The organism is Lactobacillus sp. ESL0681 (assembly GCF_029392835.1).
Lineage (GTDB): Bacteria > Bacillota > Bacilli > Lactobacillales > Lactobacillaceae > Lactobacillus.
This window is the reverse complement of sequence record NZ_CP113943.1, coordinates 509,899-527,661: the sequence shown is the minus strand read 5'-3', so window position 1 is coordinate 527,661 and position 17,763 is coordinate 509,899. Positions and strand designations below refer to the sequence as shown.

At 37.8% G+C, this 17,763-nt stretch carries 19 protein-coding genes; 17 read left to right on the top strand and 2 right to left on the bottom strand.

The annotated features are described in order from the left end of the window. Positions 1-57 precede the first annotated feature (57 nt). From rimM to OZX59_RS02595, 4 genes are all read left to right on the top strand, one after another. Complete coding sequence (rimM, locus tag OZX59_RS02610) at positions 58-573, top strand: ribosome maturation factor RimM (RefSeq protein WP_277126588.1); 516 nt, start codon at positions 58-60, stop codon at positions 571-573. Next, on the top strand, positions 563-1,285 hold the full coding sequence (trmD, locus tag OZX59_RS02605) for a tRNA (guanosine(37)-N1)-methyltransferase TrmD (RefSeq protein WP_277126587.1): 723 nt from the start codon (positions 563-565) through the stop codon (positions 1,283-1,285). The genes rimM and trmD overlap by 11 nt, the downstream gene beginning before the upstream one ends. Positions 1,286-1,439: 154 nt before the next feature. After that, complete coding sequence (gene rplS, locus OZX59_RS02600) at positions 1,440-1,787, top strand: 50S ribosomal protein L19 (RefSeq protein ID WP_277126586.1); 348 nt, start codon at positions 1,440-1,442, stop codon at positions 1,785-1,787. A 98-nt stretch (positions 1,788-1,885) separates the two neighbouring features. Then, a complete protein-coding gene (locus OZX59_RS02595; protein ID WP_277126585.1) occupies positions 1,886-2,650 on the top strand; it encodes a nucleoside phosphorylase in 765 nt (254 codons plus the stop codon). A 263-nt stretch (positions 2,651-2,913) separates the two neighbouring features. On the opposite strand, the gene lexA is transcribed toward OZX59_RS02595, so the two are convergent. Then, positions 2,914-3,570: a transcriptional repressor LexA gene (gene lexA, locus OZX59_RS02590; protein ID WP_277126584.1), complete on the bottom strand. Its 657-nt coding sequence runs from the start codon at positions 3,568-3,570 to the stop codon at positions 2,914-2,916. Positions 3,571-3,715: 145 nt separating this feature from the next. Between lexA and OZX59_RS02585 the strand changes: the two genes are divergently transcribed. The 6 genes from OZX59_RS02585 (at position 3,716) to OZX59_RS02560 (ending at position 11,196) form a co-directional block, all read left to right on the top strand. Continuing rightward, positions 3,716-3,964: a DUF896 domain-containing protein gene (locus OZX59_RS02585; RefSeq protein ID WP_277126583.1), complete on the top strand. Its 249-nt coding sequence runs from the start codon at positions 3,716-3,718 to the stop codon at positions 3,962-3,964. Between the two features lie 70 nt (positions 3,965-4,034). Further along, positions 4,035-4,253, top strand: coding sequence for a YneF family protein (locus OZX59_RS02580; RefSeq protein ID WP_277126582.1), 219 nt, complete (start codon positions 4,035-4,037; stop codon positions 4,251-4,253). A gap of 67 nt (positions 4,254-4,320) precedes the next feature. Next, the gene (locus OZX59_RS02575; protein WP_277126581.1) at positions 4,321-6,075 is read left to right on the top strand and encodes an ABC transporter transmembrane domain-containing protein; all 1,755 of its coding nucleotides are present in this window, start codon (positions 4,321-4,323) and stop codon (positions 6,073-6,075) included. Between the two features lies 1 nt (position 6,076). Then, positions 6,077-7,867 carry an ABC transporter ATP-binding protein gene (locus tag OZX59_RS02570; protein WP_277126580.1) on the top strand — a complete coding sequence of 597 codons (1,791 nt, stop codon included), beginning with the start codon at positions 6,077-6,079 and terminating at the stop codon, positions 7,865-7,867. A 145-nt stretch (positions 7,868-8,012) separates the two neighbouring features. Beyond that, complete coding sequence (locus OZX59_RS02565; protein WP_277126579.1) at positions 8,013-9,677, top strand: IS1182 family transposase; 1,665 nt, start codon at positions 8,013-8,015, stop codon at positions 9,675-9,677. A gap of 118 nt (positions 9,678-9,795) precedes the next feature. Continuing rightward, positions 9,796-11,196, top strand: a complete 1,401-nt coding sequence (locus tag OZX59_RS02560; protein WP_277126578.1) for an FAD-binding oxidoreductase — start codon at positions 9,796-9,798, stop codon at positions 11,194-11,196. Between the two features lie 46 nt (positions 11,197-11,242). Here the strand turns inward: OZX59_RS02560 and OZX59_RS02555 are convergent, their stop codons facing one another. Beyond that, positions 11,243-11,857 (bottom strand): 1-acyl-sn-glycerol-3-phosphate acyltransferase, encoded by a 615-nt coding sequence (locus tag OZX59_RS02555; RefSeq protein WP_277126577.1) that lies wholly within the window; start codon positions 11,855-11,857, stop codon positions 11,243-11,245. Between the two features lie 62 nt (positions 11,858-11,919). Here OZX59_RS02555 and OZX59_RS02550 point away from each other — a divergent pair, with 62 nt between their 5' ends. The 7 genes from OZX59_RS02550 (at position 11,920) to OZX59_RS02520 (ending at position 17,754) form a co-directional block, all read left to right on the top strand. After that, entirely contained in the window at positions 11,920-12,945 is a 1,026-nt protein-coding gene (locus tag OZX59_RS02550) for a GIY-YIG nuclease family protein (RefSeq protein WP_277126576.1), read from the top strand. Positions 12,946-13,104: 159 nt separating this feature from the next. After that, the gene (gene rpsB, locus OZX59_RS02545) at positions 13,105-13,887 is read left to right on the top strand and encodes a 30S ribosomal protein S2 (RefSeq protein ID WP_277126575.1); all 783 of its coding nucleotides are present in this window, start codon (positions 13,105-13,107) and stop codon (positions 13,885-13,887) included. A gap of 35 nt (positions 13,888-13,922) precedes the next feature. Continuing rightward, the gene (tsf, locus tag OZX59_RS02540; RefSeq protein WP_277126574.1) at positions 13,923-14,798 is read left to right on the top strand and encodes a translation elongation factor Ts; all 876 of its coding nucleotides are present in this window, start codon (positions 13,923-13,925) and stop codon (positions 14,796-14,798) included. A gap of 131 nt (positions 14,799-14,929) precedes the next feature. Beyond that, entirely contained in the window at positions 14,930-15,655 is a 726-nt protein-coding gene (gene pyrH / locus OZX59_RS02535) for a UMP kinase (RefSeq protein WP_277126573.1), read from the top strand. Next, positions 15,655-16,212, top strand: coding sequence for a ribosome recycling factor (frr, locus tag OZX59_RS02530; RefSeq protein WP_277126572.1), 558 nt, complete (start codon positions 15,655-15,657; stop codon positions 16,210-16,212). The genes pyrH and frr overlap by 1 nt, the downstream gene beginning before the upstream one ends. Before the next feature lie 3 nt (positions 16,213-16,215). Further along, on the top strand, positions 16,216-16,947 hold the full coding sequence (locus OZX59_RS02525) for an isoprenyl transferase (RefSeq protein WP_277126571.1): 732 nt from the start codon (positions 16,216-16,218) through the stop codon (positions 16,945-16,947). Between the two features lie 9 nt (positions 16,948-16,956). Next, positions 16,957-17,754 carry a phosphatidate cytidylyltransferase gene (locus OZX59_RS02520; RefSeq protein WP_277126570.1) on the top strand — a complete coding sequence of 266 codons (798 nt, stop codon included), beginning with the start codon at positions 16,957-16,959 and terminating at the stop codon, positions 17,752-17,754. Positions 17,755-17,763: the final 9 nt, after the last annotated feature.

The window sequence follows — 17,763 nt, the reverse complement described above, 5'->3', positions numbered from 1 at the left end:
TAAAAGTTTGAAGTTGATTGCTTCAAACTTTTTTCATACTTAAATTTAGGAGTAGCAATGCAGTTTTATGATGTAGCTAAAGTCCTGACAACGCATGGCTTACAAGGCGAAGTAAAGGTAGTGCTGATTACAGACTTTCCGCAGTTGCGTTTTGCACAGGGTAGTAAGTTGGCCTTAAAAGACGATGGAGCTCAAGTTTTAACGGTTGAAAGTAGTCGGCCTTTTAAGCAATTTTGGTTGGTAAAATTTGTTGAAATTACTGAAATTTCGGCAGCTGAGGCTCTCAAGGGTCAAACTTTGGTTGTTAGCCAAGCAGATCAACATGAATTGCCAGCTGGCACTTACTATTATCGTGATATTCTAGGTTGTCAGGTTTTAGATAATCAGACCGGAGAACTGTTAGGGAGCATCACAGAAATTGAGTCCCCAGGAGCCAACGATGTTTGGCAGGTAACTGAAGAATCAGGCAAGGAATACTTGATTCCATATATTGCTGACGTGGTAAAAAAAGTTGATGTTGCAAATAAACGCGTCTACGTAGAATTAATGGAGGGGTTGCGAGATGAAAATTAATGTCTTAACGCTCTTTCCTGATATGTTTACCCCTTTGCAGACCTCAATGCTGGGACGCGGCCTTGAAGATGGTAAGTGGGATTTGAACTTGATCAATTTTCGCGATTTTACCACTGATTTTCATCATCACGTCGACGATACACCATATGGTGGTGGTGCTGGGATGGTCTTGCAAATTATGCCGATCCAAAAGGCATTGGATTCACTAAAAAATAAGGGGAAAGTAATTATTACGGCTCCCCAGGGAAAAACGTTTACTCAGCAAACTGCGCAATCTTGGTCTAAAGAAGAAACTTTAACGTTTATTTGTGGCCATTATGAAGGCTTTGATGAGCGTATTTATCAGTTGGCCGATGAAGTAGTGTCAATTGGTGATTATGTGTTAACTGGTGGTGAATTGCCGACAATGAGCATGATTGATGCAACAGTTCGTCTATTACCAGGGATTCTGGGCAATGCGGCTTCTCCAGTTGATGAGAGTTTTGCCCAAGGATTGTTGGAATATCCGCAATATACCCGACCAGAAGAATTTAATGGAATGAAGGTACCAAGCGTGCTGACTTCTGGTAATCATCAAAAAATTGATCGTTGGCGACATAAAGAGGCTCTGCGTGCCACTTATTTGCGACGACCAGACATGCTAGCGAATTATCAGCTAAATAAAGAAGAAACAACAATGCTTGCAGAAATTAAAGAAGAGGAAACGAATTAGCTAAAAATTTGATTATTTACGGATAGTTGATGTTCTTGATTTACTTTAGTTAATTTGCTAAAATACTTAAAGTGTGATTTTCATCGCACAATGAATAAGGGGTGTTCCGCTGGTGCAGGTTGCGTTAATGAACACCGCAGAAGGAGAAGCTATAATGAATCCATTAATTCAAGAGTTGACTAAAGATCAAATTCGTGATGACATTCCTGATTTTCGTGCAGGTGATACTGTTAGAGTTCACGTGCGTGTTCTTGAAGGTACCCATGAACGTATTCAGTTGTTTGAGGGAGTAGTAATCAAGCGTAAGGGTGCAGGAATTGCTGCAACTTATACAGTACGTAAGATTGCTTCTGGTGTTGGTGTTGAACGTACCTTCCCGGTAAACGACCCACGAGTAGCCAAGGTTGAAGTCGTACGTCACGGTCGTGTACGTCGTGCTAAGCTATACTACTTGCGTGATCGTCATGGTAAATCTGCTAGAATTGCAGAAAGACGTCGTTAATTCGAAGTATGAAAAAGAATCATCCGTAAGCGGATGGTTCTTTTTTTGTGGTTTATGGTAAACTTATTGGCAATACAAAATTATATGAGGTCAATAATATGGATAAACTTTTTTTACTAGATTTTGATGCTAGTCAGAGTGCAATTCTTGAACCGGATCACGAAGTGGCAGAACAAAATTACCAGTTTCCTGCTAAATTACTATTCGCTTTTATTACTAATGAAGCAATTGCGCAATTTTTAAATAATTATTCGCATCAAAAAATCGGACATTTTGACTGTTTTGAAGGGGAAACTCCAATTTATGAAGTGCAACTTGAGAATGAAAAAGTTACCTTTTGTCAGGCAAAGATTGGTGCGTCGGCGGCTGTAGAAATGCTTGACTGGCTAATTAGTTACGGTGTCAAGCAAGTTTTGGCAATTGGTTCAGCAGGAGCGTTAACTAATTTGCCCGAAAACTATTTTATGGTGCCAGTTAAAGCCATTAGAGATGAGGGAACTTCTTTTCACTATCAACCAGCAGCTAACATGATTGATTTGCGCTCCAAGTATCTAACGCGAGTTGAACAATTAATGATTCAAAATGGTTTAAAAGTAAAAGAAGTCATAACTTGGACAACTGATGGTTTCTTTCGGGAAACTAAGGATAAAGTACAGCAAGTAAAAAAGCTTGGTGCGGCGTGCGTAGAAATGGAGTGCGCTGCATTAGCGGCTTGTGCGCGCTTTCGAGAAGTTGATTTTGCACAAATCTTATTTACCGCTGATTCGCTAGCCAATCTTGAGCAACACGATGATCGTAATTGGGGACGAATGGCACATGGAGATTCGCTAACACTAGCAGCTAACATCTTACGTGAATTGTAAATTAAATCTTGTGAAAAATATGGCTGTGAAACCTACGTGAAACGATAGTATAATTCACAAAATTAAATATTATTGTTGCTAAGTCAGCTTTTATCACAAAATAACATAGAAAAGTTTGTGAACTGCATAAGCTTAATAAATGTGGAAAGAAAAATTAACTGAGAACCCAATTAGTAATCAAGTTAAAGTTAATCAAGTTTATTATCTTAATATACTAAAAATGACTAGAATATTTTTTTATTCTAGTCATTTTATGATGAAATCTAATTAATTTTGTTGCGATATAAGCCGACAACCTTACCGAGAATTTTAACCTTTGGCAAAATAATTGGCGCCATATTATCATTTTCTGGTTGCAAGCGGTAATGATCTTTTTCTTTATAAAATCGTTTGACTGTTGCTTCTTCATCTTCAGTCATTGCGACGACAATTTCACCATTAATGGCAGTACTTTGTTTACGAACAATGATATTGTCGCCGTCTAATATACCAACATTAATCATACTTTCGCCTTTGACCCTAAGCATGAATAAATCGCCAGCATCACTTTCTAAATCGGGCGGCAAAGGAAAGTAATCATCGATGGTTTCGACCGCTAGAATTGGTTGCCCAGCAGTCACTTCACCAACAACTGGAATTTCAGTTGGCTTAATGCCCAATTTTTCTTTCCCTAAGGTCGTAACTTCAAGGGTTCGCGGTTTACTAGCATCCTTAGTAATTAAGCCCTTTTGTTCAAGATGAGATAGGTGAGCATGAACCGTTGAGGTTGAAGAAAGGCTCATTGCTGCGCAAATTTCACGCACTGTTGGGGCAAAACCGCGATCCTGAATGGTTTGATAAATATACTGTAAGATTTCTAGTTGGCGGTAATCTTTGTACCTGCGATCATGTTGATGGTCCGTTTCGTTTGCGTTTGGCATTTGTTAACCTCCAATATCTAAATGGAACATTTACTAAATTTATTTTAACAAAAAAAGAATGCTAGCACAAACGAATGTTCTGAGTGTTTTACCTTTTTTTCTGTAAGTAAATACGGTAGACTTTTTAAGAAAGGATGCGATTAAGATGACTAAGCAAAACGAACAGGCAATAACTGCACGTATCAACGAATTATATCATAAGAAAAAGACTCAAGGATTGACTCAAGCAGAAGAGCAGGAACGCCAAAGTTTACACCAGCAATTTATTAAAAACTTTCGGGCAGGATTTAAGCAAGAAGTTGAAAATCTAGTTATCGTTGATAAAGATGGTCATGAAGTTACTTCTGAGAAGGCGAAAAAAGCGCAACGGGCAAAAGGTTTAAGAAAAGATTAATTTTGTCTTTAACTTTGCACAGAGTTTAGGTAGAATAGAGATATTGAGAAAAATTGAGGTGTATATTTTTATGAATTTGGCATTAGCAATCGTATTAATTATCGTTGCCTTATTAGTAGGACTAATTGGTGGCTTTTATGGTGCGCGATCATATATGAAGAAGTATTTTAAAGATAATCCGCCAATCAGTGAGGACATGATTGTTGCTATGATGTCGCAAATGGGACAAAAACCTTCAGCTAAGAAGGTTAACCAGGTGATGAACATGATGAAGCATCAAAATAACTAAACTTGCTGGATGTGGGCAAAAGACGGGGGTTATCTCCGTCTTTTTTATTTAGAATTTTGGGATAAAAATGGGTATATTTTTTAAATTAGGTTGGTTTTTTAAGAAGGAAAAAAGACGCTACATAGTCGGGATTACTTTTTTAGCTTTGACGTCTGTGGCCAATTTAGTACCGCCCCGTATTTTAGGATTGATGTCTGATCAATTGAATCGGGGCTTTATTACTTGGTCAAAATATGCAGGATTGATTTTGGCAATTATTGTCGCATCAATTTTGTTATATGTTTTCCGCTATTTTTGGCGTAAGCAAATTTGGGGCGGCGCAGCAGAGCTTGAACGCCAATTACGGTCAAAATTATTCCAGCACTTTATGGTGATGGATCGCACTTTTTACCAACGTCATCGCACAGGTGATTTAATGGCGCATGCTACTAATGATGTTTCGGCAGTTCAAGATGTAGCTGGTGAAGGCGTTTTAACTTTGGTAGATTCGCTGATCATGGGATTGTCGACAATAGTAGCAATGGTCGTATTTGTTGATTGGCGCTTGACGTTAGTAGCGATCTTGCCACTACCATTTTTGGCTTGGGGTGCTTGGAAATTAGGGCTTCATCTGCATGATGCGTTTGATGAATCACAGGCGGCTTTTTCACGGCTAAATAATAAGACTCAAGAGTCAGTTTCGGGAATGAAAGTACTGAAGACCTTTGGTCAGGGTAAGGAAGATACTGCCGCATTTGGACAATTGGTTGACGATACTATCAAGATTAATAAAAAGGTTTTTAAGTGGGATTCATTGTTTGACCCTTTAGGTACAATTATTATCGGGCTAACTTACACCATTACGATTATTTATGGTGGTCTATTAGTAACCAATAAAGTTCTGTCAATCGGTCAATTGGTTTCCTTTATTGCTTACATTGGCAACATGGTTTGGCCAATGTTTGCGATTGGCTATCTATTTAACATTTTAGAACGTGGCAGTGCTAGTTATGATCGCATAGAAAAGTTACTGGATGAGCAGCCGCAAATTACGGATCAACATGCTGATCAGGATTTAGATGAAACAGCAATTGTTGGTGATTTAAAATATCAAATTAAATCATTTGCTTATCCTAATGAACCCGAATTATCTGTGTTACATAATATCGATTTTACGCTGAAGACTGGACAAACTTTGGGGTTAGTTGGTAAGGTCGGAGCAGGTAAAACGACGATTATTCAGTTACTGTTGCGTGAGTTTGATCATTATGATGGTCAAATCACTCTAAATGGTCATGATATTCGGCAAATTCCATTGAATACTTTATTAAGACAAATTGCTTATGTCCCACAAGATAATTATTTATTTTCAACTAGCATTCAAAAAAATATTGCTTTTGCTGAAGCTGAGGCCGCTGATTCTGAAGTTATTTTAGCTGCCCAAAAAAGTGATTTGAACGAGGATATTTTGCAAATGCCTCACGGCTATCAAACTTTAGTTGGTGAAAATGGAATTTCCTTATCTGGTGGACAAAAGCAGCGGATGGCAATAGCTCGTGCATTGCTTAAACAAAGCCAAATTTTGGTATTGGATGATGCATTATCAGCGGTTGATGCTAGAACTGAACAAGCGATTTTGAAGTCCTTAAGTAAAGAACGACAGGGTAAAACGACATTAATTGCCACACACAGATTAACCTCGGTTATGAATGCCGATTTAATTTTGGTCTTAAAAGATGGTCAGATTGTTGAGCGTGGCACCCATGAACAACTATTAGCTGCAGATGGTTGGTATGCAGAAATGTGGCGCAGACAGGAATTTGCGCAAAAGGTAGGTGATTAATTTGGATTCTCAAAATAATAATGAATCAGTCTGGTCAAAAGAGATTCCAGTCAAAGAACAGCTTAGTATTTTTAAACGATTAGTTAAGTTTGTACTACATTTTAAGAATGAAATGATTATTGCGGGAATTGGTGCATTCTTAGTTAGTGTTATCAATATGCTGTTACCGTATGGCTTGCAATATTTCTTGGATAATTACCTGGTGAAGCTCAACGTTCCTACCCAAGTAATTTTATATGCCGGATTATTGTATGCAGTTGGAACTGTAGTTAAAGGCACTTTACAGTTTATTTATGAGTATTTTTTTGCTCTAGGTTCGGAAAAAACACTTGAGGGATTAAGAAAAGAACTGTATCAAAAATTGCATACCTTAGGAATGCGGTATTTCGATCAGACGCCAGCCGGCTCAATCGTGTCACGGGTGACCAATGATACGATGACATTAAGTAATTTCTTAACGGTTTTGTCGAGTGTGGTTATTTCATTTTTTTCAATTGTTTCGGCATTGGTAGCAATGTTTTCTACTAATCAAGTTGCAGCTTGGATAGTGCTTGCATTTTTACCAATTTTGCTAGTAGTTATTTGGCAATATTCTAAGCGAAGTTCCAAGTTGTATCGCAATTACCGTGAACGTCTTAGTCGGATTAATACTAATTTGAACGAATCAATCGAGGGGGTTTCCTTGATTCAACAGTTTAAGCAAGAAGAGCGGATGACCAATAATTTCGAGCATGAAAATGAAACCTTGCTTAAAACTAGATTTAGTATGATCAATCTCAATTCGTTTTTGCTATCGCCATTAACCAATTTGCTATATTCATTAGCAGTAGCTGCTACTTTGATGTACTTTGGCTTTCCAATGCGACAGACTTTTGTGCCTGCCGGAATTGTTTATGCATTTTCACAATATATTTCGCAATTTTTTAATCCGATTTCTAATATGATGGATCAAATGACCTTCTTTCAAGACGGGATAGTTGCTGGTAAGCGAATTTTTCGTATCCTGGATGATACTAATTATGAGCCCGAGCAAGATGCAGAAACTGGATTAACGATTACTGAAGGTAAAATAGAGTTTAGACACGTCAGTTTTTCTTATGATGGTGAAAATGAAATTTTGCATGATATTTCCTTTACGGTTAATCCGGGGCAGACTTTGGGAATCGTTGGGCATACTGGTTCTGGCAAAAGCTCAATTATTAACGTGATGATGCGCTTTTATGATTTTCATAAGGGAGAAATTCTAATTGATGGTGTAGATATTAAAAAATATCCTAAAGAGGAATTGCGGCGCAAGTTGGGACTGGTATTGCAAGATCCATTTATGTTTTATGGTGATATTAATTCTAATATCAGATTATATAATCAACAAATTACTGATGAGCAGATTGTCGCCGCGGCAAAAACTGTACAAGCTGATGATTTCATTGAAAAACTACCAGGAAAATATGAGGCCAAGGTTGGTGAAGGCGGTAGTGAATTTAGCCAAGGGCAGCGGCAGTTAATCTCTTTTGCACGGACACTAGTAACGGATCCCAAAATTTTGGTTTTAGATGAAGCAACAGCTAATGTCGATACTGAAACTGAAACGCTAATTCAGCAAGGCTTAGCACGTTTGCGTCAAGGCAGAACCACTTTAGCGATTGCACACCGTTTGTCGACGATCGTTGATGCCGATCAAATTATTGTTTTAGATGGTGGTCGAATTATTGAACGCGGCAATCATGAAGAATTGCTTAAACAAAAGGGATACTATTATAATCTGTATAATATGCAAAATAGTGGTAAATAAGTAAGTAAGTGTCTGGGAAAAAACTAGACCCTTAAAAGCAAAAAATCCGTTAGAACCTTTGCGTTCTAGCGGATTTTTCATATACATTCTAGCCTAACCTTGTTATTATTAAATTACTACAAAAAACAAAAAAGGTGGGCTTTTCATGTATCAAAATTATATCACAGGTCAAACTGCTTTAACACTTAACTTTGACTTTTCTATTCCTAAAAATCATCTTGCTCAGGTTATCAGTGATTTTGTCGACTCGATTCCTGCCGATGTGTTGCTGGAAGACAATTCAAATACTGGTCGGCCTGCCTATCACCCAGCAATGATGCTCAAAATACTACTCTTTGCCTATTCTAGACGCGTTTTCTCTGGTAGAAAAATTGAGCGGATGCTCACAGAAAACCTCCCGATGATGGTCATAGCTAGTGGTAAACATATTTCATATCATACGATCAATAACTTTAGAGCTAGTAGCCATACCAATCAGCTGATTAAACAAGCTTTTGTCTATTTTACTAATCTTTTGCAAGCAGAAGGGTTGCTTAGAGAAGATGCCATCTTTATTGATGGGACCAAAATTGAAGCTGATGCTAACAAGTATACTTTCGTTTGGAAAAGAGCTGTCGAAAAGTTTCATACTAAGTTAAAGGCTAATGCAGTTGAGCTTTATGACGAATTGATTCAAAAAGAAGTAATCCAAGCGATTACTGAAGAAGAAGCACAAACTAGTCAGGGTCTGGCAATCATGGCAGAACAAACAGAAACTGCCATCAAGCAACTAGATGAAGCAATCGCGGCTGAGCCGAAAGTAATTCCTGGAGGTTCAACTAAAAAACGCCAAAGGCGAGGCCTTAAAAAAGTCTTGCATAAGTTGCGTAAGGATTTTATCCCCAGAGCAGAAAAGTATGAACAGGCGCAAGCAACTTTTGGTGAGCGTAATAGCTACTCAAAGACCGATCATGATGCCACTTTTATGCATATGAAAGAAGATCATATGAGGAATGGTCAGCTTAAACCCGGATATAATATTCAAGTGGCAACTACCAACCAATATGTAGTAGATTATGCACTTTACCCTAATCCAACAGACTTCAAGACTTTAGAACCTTTCTTAAAGCAAATGACAAATTTAGACAAGTTCCAGAACATCGTTGCCGATGCCGGCTATGGCAGCGAATATAATTATTCTATGCTTGAAAATGAGTATGAAGATAAACAATATTTTATTCCTTACAGCCTTTACGATAAGGAGCAGACTAGAAAGTATCAAAATGATCCCACCAAGCTGGCGAATTGGACTTATAATGAGCAAGAAGATTATTACCTTGACTGGCAAGGTGTGCGTTTTAATTTCAAACGGTATGGTAAGCGGAGGAATAAGAGTACGGGGTTAATCTCTGATCTAAAAATATATGAAGCAGATGAGTTTCAGTTAACAGCTGAATTAACTGAGCTAGCCAAAACTAAAAGCGGACGCCAAAGGCAGGTGCAATACAATCCCAATTGGCAATATTTAAAGGAAAAAGCTAAACAAACTCTTCAAAGTAGCGAAGGCAAACGGATCTATGGCTATAGAAAAACTGACGTAGAGCCAGTCTTTGGACATATGAAGAACGTTTTTGGCATGCGCAGAACACACTTGCGAGGGAAGAAAAAGGTCGAAACCGATGTAGGCTTGATGTTCATGATGATGAATTTGAGCAAATATTGGAGTAGAAGAGGTGGCGGAAAACTTCTTTTACAGGAAATAAGCAATAAAAAACAGATCAAGATTTTCTTATTACGAAAACTTGGTCTGTTTTTAAGTCTGAAAAGCTAGTTTTTTCCCAGACACTTTTGTTTCTTAAAAATCTTGACAGCGTTTGCAAATAGATGCTAAGTTTGATAATATAATTAAACCCTATTTTATTATTTTAGATGTGAAAGAAGAATTGATAATGGAATATCATAAAATCGATCAAACAGACCGTGAAAATCTTAGTAAATTGGTTGCAGAACCAGAGCGCTTTATCGACAAGCCGACTAAACATTGGGATCATGACCAATTTGGCACTGTTAAAGCTATGCCAGATGTAGTTATCCAGCCTGTTGACAATGATGAAGTTATGCGGGTTGTGCAGTATGCTGATGAGCATCATATTCCACTAGTTCCTCGCGGAAACTCAACTGGATTAATGGGAGCCAACCTAACCGTTGATGGTGGTATTTCACTTGATATGGTCAAAATGAATCGAATTCTGGATTACGATAATGAAAGTTTGACAATGACAGTTCAAGCTGGGACTAGGTTAAAAGATATTGAAGAATATTTAAGTGATAAGCCATTTACTTATATGCCAGCACCAGCAATGCATTGGGCTACAATTGGTGGAAATGTTTCAACTAATGCTGGTGGTTTAAAAGCAATTAAATACGGAGTAACTAGAGAACATATCCGTGAACTTAAAGTTGTTTTACCTAACGGGAAACTTTATAAGTTTGGTTCTAAAGCTGTGAAGTCCTCGTCTGGTTATTCGCTTAGAGATTTAATTGTCGGTGCTGAAGGAACTTTGGGAGTAGTAACTGAAGTAACTGTACGTTTGTATCCAAAGCCACGTAAATCGATCAACGCGATTATCCCGTACCCAACTTTGACGGATGCGATTAAGTCGGTACCAGCGATTTTAGAGTCAGGCGTAGTACCGACTACAGTTGAATTTATGGGACGCAAAGTAATCGACTTATGGGAAAAATATTCTGGAGATAAGTTCCCACTTGAACATGGAAACGGCTTTATCATTGTTGGACTTGACGCTTTTACTGATGGAGAATTACAAGCGGAACTAAACCAAACTTTAGAAACTGTTAAACGTTTTAAGGCACAAAGTGCGGTTGTTTTGGATGCAGATTCAGACGAAGCAAAAAAGATTTGGCAATGTCGTGAAGAGCTATTGTTAGCTATTCAAAAATCAACACCACAAATGGATGAAATTGATATTTGTGTGCCAATTAATCATATTCCTGATGTGCTGAATCGGATCGAACAGCTTGAACAAGAATTAAAAATCCGCATTCCTAACTTTGGTCATGCTGGTGATGGTAATTTGCATATTTATCTTTGTTCAGACAAAATGTCCGAAGCTGAATATGCTGAAGTCAAAGATCAAGTAATTAAAGAGTTGTATCGCACTGCTAAAGCACTTGATGGTAATATGTCTGGTGAGCATGGTATCGGTTATGCACGAGCAGATAACTTTGAAGACTTTTATGGTCATGAATATACTGAGCTATTACGTAAAGTTAAGAATCTGTTTGATCCAAACCATATTTTGAATCCTGGTAAGATTTTTAAAATGTAAAGCCAAATAAAAAGATGAGTACTATGATAAGTGGTACCCATCTTTTTTATTTAGCTTCGTAATGAAAATTTGGATTTTGCTCGTGGTCAATTTGGTCCCAAGCGTCTTGTAACTGTTGACCAAATTTGGCTTCATTATCATGATTTAGTTTCATTTTGTGGTCAACATGGATTGGGTTACCAAAACAAACATTAAGTGATTGTCTTTTAAGCAGACCACTAAATGTGAGAGGACCTTGATAAACGACTGGTACGATTGGCTTACCAGATAATTTGGCAATGGCTAAAGTACCACCTTTTAGATCATTTGAATGCCGAGTTCCAGAGGGAAAAATGATCAAGGAGTAATTACCTTGCTTTAGGCCCTTAATTGGAATTTTGAGCGTTGAAGGACCAGGATGTTTGCGATCAACAGCAAAAGCATGAGCATGATTTAGAATAAAACGCAAAATTGGATTTTTGAATAATTCAATTTTAGCCATAAACATAAATTCCTTAGGACTAGCTGCAAGTGCAAATAAGATTGGCTCCCACCAGGTTCGATGTGGTGCAGCTAAGATATAATTTCCATCAGGAATTCTATCCTGATGGAAAACGTGTAAGTGGCCATTTAGAATCCAGACAACAAATCGAGCTACTGGACGAATAAAACGATAAAACAAAATATTTTCCTCCATTTGTTGTAAAATATTATAGCAAAGCAGGTGGGAAGGACAAAATTTTTATGGCAATTTTAAAAGAAAATGAACGGATCGATTATATGTACAGCGATAATCTGAAAATAATTCAAGATAAAACTGCGTTTAGTTTTTCATTAGATACACTATTATTGGCTGCAAGTGCCAAAGTAGCAATTCGCGATCGTTTTAAAGTGGTAGATTTATGTGCAGGTAATTGTGCAGCTAGTCTATACATGTCTCAGTTTAATCGGGCAAACTACGATGCAATTGAGATTCAACCAGCAGCAGCTTCTCAAGCCAAACGTTCAGTAGAACTTAATCATTTAGAAAACCGAATTACTGTTTACGAAGCTGATGTTAAAGATGCCACTAACTTTTTGCGTAAGGACTCCTACGATCTTGTGGTCGTTAATCCTCCTTATTTTAAGGTTCCTACTGGCCATGAAGTTAATCCTGATCCCAAAAAGGCAATTGCTCGCCATGAAATCTTGATTAATCTAGAAGAAATTATCAGTGTTGCTAGTGGTTTACTTAAGATGAAAGGTAAGTTATTCATGGTACATCGACCTGAGCGACTTAATGAGATTGCCTATTTTTGTCTTAAGCATGACTTAAGCATCAAAATGGTTCAGCCCTATGTTGCTCATCGCGGTGAAGATAGTAATTTAATTATTGTTGAAGCGGTGAAGCATACGGCAAGTGACGGCTTAGTATTAAAAGATGCTGTTGAGGTCCATGATCAAGCAGGCAATTATTTACCGGCAATTGAGCAAATTATTCATGAGCAGCCTACTAGCAAACTTAATTCAACTAAAGATTATTACTTTTATGTACTTTTGTGTCATGATGGTAGCTTTTATGGCGGCTTTACCGATAATTTGCAAAAACGGCTTAATGCTCATAATGCAGGCAAGGGAGCAAAGTATACTAAGGCTCGTAGACCGGTTAAAATGATTTATCATGAAAAATTTGCTGATAAAAGTTTAGCTTTAAAAAGGGAATATTGGTTTAAACACCATTCAAGAGCTTGGAAGGAGCAGTTTTTACGTGATCATCATGTTGAATTTTAATCTTGCATCGCAAGCAAAAGTTTAGTATCATTTTATAGTATGCTGCAAAAGTAGCATAGCTTAGAAGACATCAGTCGTAATCAATATTTTGGTGCCAATATTTTGGCGAAGTATTGAAATGATCGTCTGAGAAGATTAAAACCATAGGAGGAAGTTATTATGTCAGTAGTTTCAATGAAACAATTACTTGAAGCCGGTGTTCATTTTGGTCACCAAACTAGAAGATGGGATCCTAAGATGGCTCCTTACATTTTCACTCAAAGAAACGGCATTTACATTATTGATTTGCAAAAGACCATCAAGATGCTCGATGACGCATATTCATTCATGAGAGCAATCGCTCAAGATGGTGGCGTTATTCTCTTTGTTGGTACTAAAAAACAGGCCCAAGATTCTATTGCTGAAGAAGCAACTCGTGCAGGTCAATACTACATTAATCAACGTTGGTTAGGTGGTACTTTGACTAACTGGAAGACAATCCAAAGCAGAGTGCAAAGATTAAAAGATTTAAAGAAGATGGCAGAAGATGGTACTTTTGATGTGCTACCAAAGAAGGAAGCTTCACTGCTAACTAAAGAAAAGGATAAACTTGAAAGATTTTTAGGTGGTATCGAAGATATGCCTAGAATTCCAGATGTTTTGTTCGTAGTTGACCCTAAGAAAGAAAAGATTGCAGTTCACGAAGCTAACATTCTCGGTATTCCAGTCGTTGCTATGGTTGACACCAATACTGATCCAGATCCAGTTGATGTTGTGATTCCATCTAATGATGACGCAATCCGGGCTATTCGCTTGATTTCTGGTGCGATGGCTGATGCTGTTATTGAAGGCAAGCAGGGTCAAGATGATACCGAAAGCGTAGAAGCAGAAATGACTAACGCTGAAGGCGAAACCGAGGATGTAGAAGTTACTGAAACTGTTACAGAATCAAACGAAGATTAGTTTTTACAGATAGTTTTTGATTAGGAGGACACGTTATGGCACAGATTACTGCTAAACAAGTTAAGGAGTTACGTGATCGTACCGGTGCAGGTATGATGGACTCCAAGAAGGCTTTAGTTGAATCAGATGGTGACATTGAGAAGGCAATTGACATCTTAAAAGAAAAAGGGGTTGCTAAAGCCGCTAAGAAGAGTGGTCGAATTGCTGCTGAAGGTTTAGCTGAGTTTGCTTTTGCAGGCAATGATGCAGTCTTAGTTGAGATTAATTCAGAAACTGACTTTGTTTCATCTAATGATAAGTTTGTAAAATTAGTTGATGATGTTACTAAGGCAATTTTAGCTGCAAAGCCAGCTAATGTTGAAGAAGCCTTGGAAGCTCCAATGGGTGAATCAACGATTGGTAAGGAAATTACTAATTTGACTGCTGTTATTGGTGAAAAGATCACTTTAAGACGGTTTGATCTTATTACTAAGAATGATGATGAAGTTTTTGGTGCTTATAAGCATAATGGTGGTGCTATTGCTGCTGTTGCAACTTTAAAGGGCGATAGTGAAGAAGCTGCTAAGAATGTAGCAATGCACGTAGCCGCAATTAATCCAGAATACTTGAATAGAGAATCTGTTCCAGAAGCAGATTTGGAACGTCAAAAAGAAATCTTTACTAAAGAGACTGAAAATGAGGGTAAACCTGCAAAGATTGTACCTAAGATTGTTCAGGGTCGAGTAAACAAATACTTAAGTGAAATTTGTTTAGTTGATCAACCTTACGTTAAAGATTCTGATCAAACAGTTGCTGAATATGCAAAATCAACTGGTAGTGAAGTCGTTGGTTTTACTCGTTACGAAGTTGGAGAAGGTATCGAGAAGAAACAAGAAGATTTTGCTGCTGAAGTACAGGAACAAATGAAGTAATTTGTTGATCGCTTAGAAGAGAGGGTTATACCTCTCTTTTTTTCTAGATAAAATTGCACTGTTTTATTTAGTTGGGCACACAATCAATTAATTTATATGGTAAAATGGTTAAAGCTAATAGGGAGGTCGTCATGACTAAAGTTAAATATAAGCGAATTGTTTTAAAAATTTCCGGTGAAGCACTTGCTGGTGATGAAGGTAGTGGAATTAATCCGACCGTTATTAGTCATTTAGCTCAAGAAATTAAATCCGTGCATGACTTAGGTGTTGATATTGGCATCGTTTGTGGTGGTGGCAATATGTGGCGTGGCGAAACTGGTGCTAAGCTAGGAATGGAACGTTCACAAGCTGACTATATGGGAATGCTGGCAACTATTATGAATGGTCTTGCATTACAAGATGGTTTGGAGCATATTGGCGTTCCTACTAGATTACAAACTTCAATTGAAATGAGACAAGTTGCTGAACCTTATATCAGGCGAAAGGCAATTCGCCATTTAGAAAAAGGTCGTGTAGTTATCATGGGTGGAGGTACTGGTAATCCTTACTTTTCAACCGATACAACTGCAGCTTTGAGAGCTGCTGAGATTAATGCAGATGTTATTTTAATGGCTAAAAATGGCGTTGATGGTGTCTATTCTGCTGATCCAAAAGTTGATCCCAAAGCAACTAAGTATAATGAATTGACTCAACTTGATCTAATCTCACAAAACTTGCAAGTAATGGATCGCACTGCTAGTTCACTGTCAATGGATACTAACATTCCATTGATTGTCTTTAACGTAAATACTGAAGGCAATATTAAACGCGTAGTCCAAGGTGAAAAAATTGGTACTGTTATCGAGGGTGGTAAATAATGAATAACGAAATCGTCAAAAAAGCACAAGACAATATGGACAAATCGATTACTGTTTTTCAAAAAAATTTGTCTGCAATTCGAGCTGGTGTAGCTAACGCTGCTTTACTTAATGGTGTTCAAGTTGATTATTATGGTGCACCAACTCCGCTGACACAATTATCAAGTGTTACGATTCCGGAACCTCGAGTGTTAATGATTACTCCTTATGATCAAAACAGTCTTGACAATATCGAGCACGCATTGTTAGCCTCGAACTTAGGCTTAACTCCAGCTAATGATGGTAAAGTTATTAGATTAGTTATCCCACAGCTAACCGGGGAGCGCCGTCAAGAAATCGCCAAGCAAGTTAATAAGACTGCTGAAGAGGCTAAGATAGCTGTGCGTAATGTTCGCCGCGATGCCATGAATGGGCTTAAAAAACAGGCTAAAGATGATGAAATTACTGAAGATGAGCAACGGAGTTTAGAAAAGCAAGTTCAAAAAATTACTGATAATGCCACTAAAAAGATTGATGAACTTGCTGATCAAAAGCGTTCTGAAATTACTAAAGGTTAGACAATGCCTAAAAATAATGAATTAAATCACCTTGCAATTATTATGGATGGTAACGGTCGATGGGCGACAAAACAGGGTAAGCCGCGGATTGCTGGACACTACGAAGGCATGAACAATGTTGAACGGATCACCTTAGCAGCTGATAAGTTAGGGATCAAAGTCTTATCACTATATGCTTTTTCAACAGAAAATTGGGCTCGTCCAAAAGAAGAAGTTGCCTATTTGATGAACTTGCCGGTTCGCTTTTTTAGTAAGTTTATGCCCACTCTGCAAAAGAATAATGTCAAAGTTAATATCATGGGTTATCTAGATGAGTTACCACGGAAAACGCATGATGTTGTTGAAAGGGCAATGACTGAAACCGCTAATAATACCGGCTTAGTCTTAAATTTTGCCTTTAATTATGGTTCCAGAAGTGAAATTATTACGGCGGTTAAGGAAATTGGGACTCAGATTGAAGCTGGTCAATTAACTAGTGAACAAATTGATGAGGAAATGCTCTCCAAACATTTAATGACAGCTAAATTTGGTGAATATCGTGATCCAGACTTACTAATTAGAACTTCTGGAGAACAGCGAATTTCTAATTTTTTATTGTGGCAGCTAGCTTATTCTGAGTTAGCTTTTAGCCCTAAAAATTGGCCAGATTTTAATGAAGATGATTTAAAAGCATTTGTAACTGATTTTGCTGGGCGAAATCGCCGTTATGGCAAAGTGGATGAATCGGATAGTTAGGTTAATTATATGAAACAACGAGTTACTACGGCAATTATTGCCTTAATTTTATTTATTCCCATAGTTTTAATGGGTGGTTTGTGGATTGATTGGTTGGTCATTGCTCTGGCGGCGGTCGGAATCAGCGAAGTCTTTTTAATGAAGAAGCAAATCTTGATTTCGATTAACTTTGTGTTAGCGTTGCTGGCAACAATGACATTGGCTGCACCTGATAATTTCTTTAGTGGCTTGCCTGCTAACTGGTCGAGATATGGTATTTACTTTGCATTAGTATTGCTAATGCTTACTTGGACAGTTTTATCAAAAAATAAAACTAATTTTGATGATGTTGGGGTGTATACACTAGCGTCACTTTATATTGGCATCGGTTTTCATTGTATGGCAGCAATTAGAAACAGTAGCAACGGTTTAGCGTTGCTGGGCTATGTATTCGTGGTTGTTTGGTTGACCGATACCGGTGCATACATGATAGGCCGCGTGATTGGTAAACATAAACTTTGGCCAGTAATTAGTCCTAATAAAACTTGGGAAGGCTCAATCGGTGGTACTGTTTGCGCAGTTGCTTGTGCTGCGGTATATGTTTATTGTGTGGCGACAGGCTACTCACAAACTGAGCTAATTATGTTGGCGATTGTATTGTCAATTGTAGGTCAATTAGGAGATCTAGTTGAATCAGCCTATAAGCGATACTATGGAGTTAAGGATTCAGGTAAGATTTTACCTGGACATGGCGGAATATTGGATCGTTTTGATAGTATGCTGTTTGTATTGCCTGTTGTTACGGCTTTATTAGGCGTGATCCATTAGGAGGAGCTC